The sequence below is a fragment of the Streptomyces sp. a15 genome, from assembly GCF_059026085.1.
On sequence record NZ_JBWLKM010000185.1, the window covers coordinates 1 to 4303 of the forward strand.

Genomic DNA, 4303 nt, shown 5'->3' on the forward strand with positions numbered 1-4303 from the left:
GAGGACCCGACGGGGGTGAAATGGAAGTGGACGTGCGGGTTCTTCGCCAGCCACGCCTTCACGTCCGGGGTGGTGTGGGTGGAGAGGTTGTCCAGGACGACGTGGATCTCTTTGCCTGCATGTGGCTTCACCGCCTTCTTCAAAAAGGCCAGGAAGTTCTGTCCGTTCCGGCTCGGCTTGCACTCGCCGATGACTTCGCCGGTGCCGACATTGAGGGCGGCGAACAGGTTCGTGGTGCCGTGCCGCACGTAGTCGTGGGTGCGCTTCTCGGTGGCCGCGAAAGCGACCGGCAGTACCGGCTGGGTCCGGTCCAGCGCCTGGATCTGCGTCTTCTCGTCGATCGAGAGCACGACCGCGCCACCGGGCGGGGCGAGGTAGAGGCCCACCACGTCGGCGACCTTCTCCGCGAAAGCGGGGTCCTTGGAAATCTTGAAGGTGCCGTTGCGGTGCGGCTTGAGTTGCTCCTCGCGCCAGATCCGCGCGATGTAGTGCCAGGACACGGTGACGTTCTCGGTCCGCTTCAGATACTTCGCCAACTCGCGCGTCGACCAGTGCGAAAGCCCGGTGCAGGCCGGCGGTGTCATACGCGTCAGAGCAATCACCCGCGCCCGTACCCGTGCCGGTACTTGGTCCCGGGCCCCACCGGGGCGATCGCCTTCCAGCCCGGCCACCCCGCGCTGGGCGTAACGGGTCTTCCAGCGGTCCACCGTCGGCAGCGACACCCCGAGCAACTCGGCAATGTCCTTGCGCCGCCGCCCCTCGCCCGACCACAGCACGATCCGGGCCCGCGCGGCCAAATCCGCAGGCACATCACGACTATTCGCCAACTCCCGCAACTCGGCGGCCTGTTCCACGGAAAGCTCCATGCCGGCACCAACGAGACACGCAAGATCACGTAACGCTGACGGGATCACGAGACACTAGGGAACTAATCAATGCGAAAAGAAGAAGTAGAGAGAAGGGCCGCCTAAGAGCGGCCCTACCTCACAAGAGGACAACGTAAGAGAAGACACTGCCCCCCTTACCCCCCACTGTGAACGATGCAAGCAGGAAGCAAGGGAGGAGTGTTTCTCTACGTTGCCGCTCTCACAGGGAGGTGTCCGCAGAGCCTCATAACGACTTAGGAACTGCCCGGCCCGTTGGCCGTGCCAGAGGCACACCGCCGAGTGTGCTTGGCCCCGGAGGAATGACCCTCCACCGTTCTGAATTAATGCGACAGAGCAGCGGGCCACCCTGAAGCGGGCCACGCCTGTCACGCTCCCGTGATGTTGATCCGGCCCCACAACTCTCGGTAGCCAGACAGGTCCTGTTCCTTCAGGCCGTCGAAGTCGTACACAAGATTCCTGTTCCGTCCCACCTGGATTCCTGCGTACCGCAAGCGCCTCGTTCGGGCCTTGGCGGCCTTCTGGTGATCCTGGCAATGCTTACGAGGACGCCCGCGCTTCCGAGGCATCTGTGAGGCATACAGAGGTACATGGCAGCCAGTCCAATGGCACGAATCCGGGGGATGGTTCCGGCGCTCCACCATGAAGCCGGAACCGTGCTGCGCGCCCGCTCCCTCTGCTTCGGAAAGCAGGGCGAGCAGTTCGCCATAGTGATCGAGTTCCTCAGCGCCGGGGCGCTCACTCATGAGGGATTGCAGGTCTCGACGACTCAACTCCGGATCGAAGGTGGGAAGTGGCGCCGCAATGGGAGCCCAACTCAAAGGAACCATCCCGGTATGTGCAGCCGCTATTCGTTCGAATTCCGTCTCTTCCTGCTCCGGCCAGGGGCCCGGCCATGTCTCCCATGTCTCGTCGCCTGCCGCCTCCAGCAGCGCATCCGCACGCCTTTCCAACTCGACCCGTCCGGGTTCACCCAGGGGTGGAATCGCCTTGGTCACGTAGTCCTCTCAGCAAACAAAAAGCCCCCGAATTGCCTCGGGGGCGCTCACGTATTGCAGTTCTTCAGTTCTGGTCGTCCAGCCACTTATCCAGGTCGGCCGGACGGCACCGGAGGGACTGGCCAACTTTCCGGAACGGGATCTGTTCGGCCTTCCAGTTCCCGTAAACCCAGGACCGGGGCTTGTTCAGGTAGTCAGCCACATCAGAAACAGTCATTAGCTTGTTCAAGAAGTCCCCCAACGGAAATGGGGCCGTGGCCCCTGACTGGTCGGTGGGCGGTGTCTCCCCCTGTCCGGCCTGACTCCAGGATGACCATGGGCGAACTGGTTGCGTCAAGTTCAATACCGGTGATCAGTGCCACACGATTGAACCTGTTGCATGAAGTTCGGCTCGGTCTATGGTGGGTCACGTGAACACAGAGGAAGTAGACGCAGTCAACGAGTGGCGCCGCGAAGGCAGTGAGCTGGTGTGGCGCCGGTACTACGGCCCATGGGAGGTCTCCGCACGTGCTGACACCAACGCCCCGTTCACCGGACCGATCGAACTAAAGATCCGGCTCAGCATCGGAGGGCCGGACAAGGACGAGATTGTCCGGCTCATGGATCAGGCCCTGGAGACCGACGGCATCCCGGCCAGTCTTCTGCGACAGATCCCCTTCTCGCAGATCAAGGCAGAGTTCCGGGCGGCCTTGGAGCCCGAACAGCATCAAGTCATGGGCGAACCGTGGCCCGTGCCGGAACGGTGCCGCACGGAGCTGGACTACGCCCTCTTGGTGGCCGAGTTGGCCCGGCTGCGTGCCACGGACACCACCGCCCCTCAGGGCGAATTGGCGGCCCGCCTGGGCGTCGGCAAGGCCACCTTGTCCGAGCGCGTCAAGCGCGCCAAGGAACTGGGGCTGTGGGACGGGAAGCGGCTCACGGACAAGGCGACAGCGATCCTCAACGACTGGTTGAGCAGTGACAGGAAGGAGCAGTAACCCACGTGGCGAAGCGCGGTAACGGGCTTGGGGGGACTCCGGTGGAGATCCCGCGCAAGGGCAGACCGAACACCTGGGGTGTGCGCACCCCGCTCCACTTCGACAGGGCGCAGGGCAAGCAGATCCGTTACTGGATCGGGAGGGAGTACCCGACCAAGACCGCAGCGGAAAAGGCGCTGCGGGAATGGCACAGCAACTACGAGGCGGGGAAGATCGCGGCCCGCTCGGACATGAAGCTGGGTGACTGGCTCGACAAGTGGCTGTCGAATCACAGGAAGGAGGGGACGACCGTGGCCGGGTACGAGACGAAGATCCGTCTGCACATCAAGCCGCACATCGGCGGCGTGAAGCTGTGCGAAGTCACCGACGACACGCTTGATGACCTGTACCGGCTCTTGGAGACCGCCCCGTGCCCGACCAACAAGGGCAAGCCGCTCGGGGCGAAGAGCGTGCGGCACGTGCACAACATCCTGTCCGGTGCCCTCGGGGCGGCAGTGCCCAAGCTGATCCCCGCCAACCCGGCGGCGACGGCGCACCCGCCCACGTCACGGGAGATACGGGCCCAGGAACAGAAGTACCCCACCGTGGACGACAGCCAGACGGCCCGCTTCCTGGGTTCGGTGTGGGAGCCGTGCGGCAACCGCGCTTGTGACGGCGGCCTGGCGCACCACTGCCTCAGAGACGCCCCGCTGTGGACCGTCTACGCCGCTACCGGTGTCCGGCGCAGTGAGGCACTGGGAATGAAGTGGTCCCTCGTGAAGTGGGAAGAGGGGGCCATCGAACTGGGCTGGGTCGTAGTCGAGGAAGGCAACACCTACCGTCTCCGCAAGCTGACCAAGGACGGCGACGACAACGCGGTCATCTACGTAGACCAGGCCGTGATGAACGTCCTCAAGTGGCAGAAGGAACGGCAGGATGCCGAGCGCGCCCGGCTCGGCTCCGCTTGGGTGGATCACGACCTGGTGTTCGCCCGGGACGGCTTCAAGCTCTACCGGGGCGAGGCGGGCGGACCGCAGGACCCGGAGAAGGTGTCGGCACGCTGGCGCACCCTGCGCAGTCGTCTGCACCTGCCTGAGGACTTCCGCATTCACGACTGGAGGCACAGCAAGGTCACGAATGATCTGGAGGCCGGGGAGAACCCGGTAGAGGTCTCGGCGAACGTCCGGCACCACTCGCCGGGCTACACCATGGCCAAGTACGGCCACTCTCGTAAGGACGGAGCGCGCCGACTGGCCGCCTCCGGTGCGGGCCGACTCGGCCTGTCATCCCTGGTCTGACCTGGGGATTCTCCGGGCTGTTGGTCACGTGGTTGGTCACGCCACAGCCTAGAAATGCAGAAAACCCCTGATGAACAGGGGTCTCAGCTGGTGTCCGAGGGGGGACTTGAACCCCCACGCCCGATAAAGGGCACTAGCACCTCAAGCTAGCGCGTCTGCCATTCCGC

Annotated in this window: 5 protein-coding genes; 2 read left to right on the forward strand and 3 right to left on the reverse strand. The window is 64.2% G+C overall.

Translation table 11 applies throughout. The annotated features are described in order from the left end of the window. From AC5P09_RS51225 to AC5P09_RS51235, 3 genes are all read right to left on the reverse strand, one after another. A partial coding sequence (locus tag AC5P09_RS51225; protein WP_493880513.1) for an IS630 family transposase occupies window positions 1-914 on the reverse strand: 914 nt, incomplete at its 3' end. Between the two features lie 338 nt (window positions 915-1252). After that, complete coding sequence (locus AC5P09_RS51230; protein WP_493880514.1) at window positions 1253-1882, reverse strand: hypothetical protein; 630 nt, start codon at window positions 1880-1882, stop codon at window positions 1253-1255. A gap of 64 nt (window positions 1883-1946) precedes the next feature. Then, on the reverse strand, window positions 1947-2099 hold the full coding sequence (locus tag AC5P09_RS51235) for a helix-turn-helix domain-containing protein (protein WP_493880517.1): 153 nt from the start codon (window positions 2097-2099) through the stop codon (window positions 1947-1949). Window positions 2100-2292: 193 nt separating this feature from the next. Between AC5P09_RS51235 and AC5P09_RS51240 the strand changes: the two genes are divergently transcribed. Beyond that, window positions 2293-2859 carry a hypothetical protein gene (locus AC5P09_RS51240; protein WP_493880515.1) on the forward strand — a complete coding sequence of 189 codons (567 nt, stop codon included), beginning with the start codon at window positions 2293-2295 and terminating at the stop codon, window positions 2857-2859. A gap of 5 nt (window positions 2860-2864) precedes the next feature. After that, entirely contained in the window at window positions 2865-4136 is a 1272-nt protein-coding gene (locus AC5P09_RS51245; RefSeq protein ID WP_493880516.1) for a tyrosine-type recombinase/integrase, read from the forward strand. Window positions 4137-4303: the final 167 nt, after the last annotated feature.

Excerpts from the sequence above, each read along its gene's own strand:
- AC5P09_RS51235 (WP_493880517.1), bottom strand. The coding sequence starts at position 2,099 with ATGACTGTTTCTGATGTGGCTGACTACCTGAACAAGCCCCGGTCCTGG.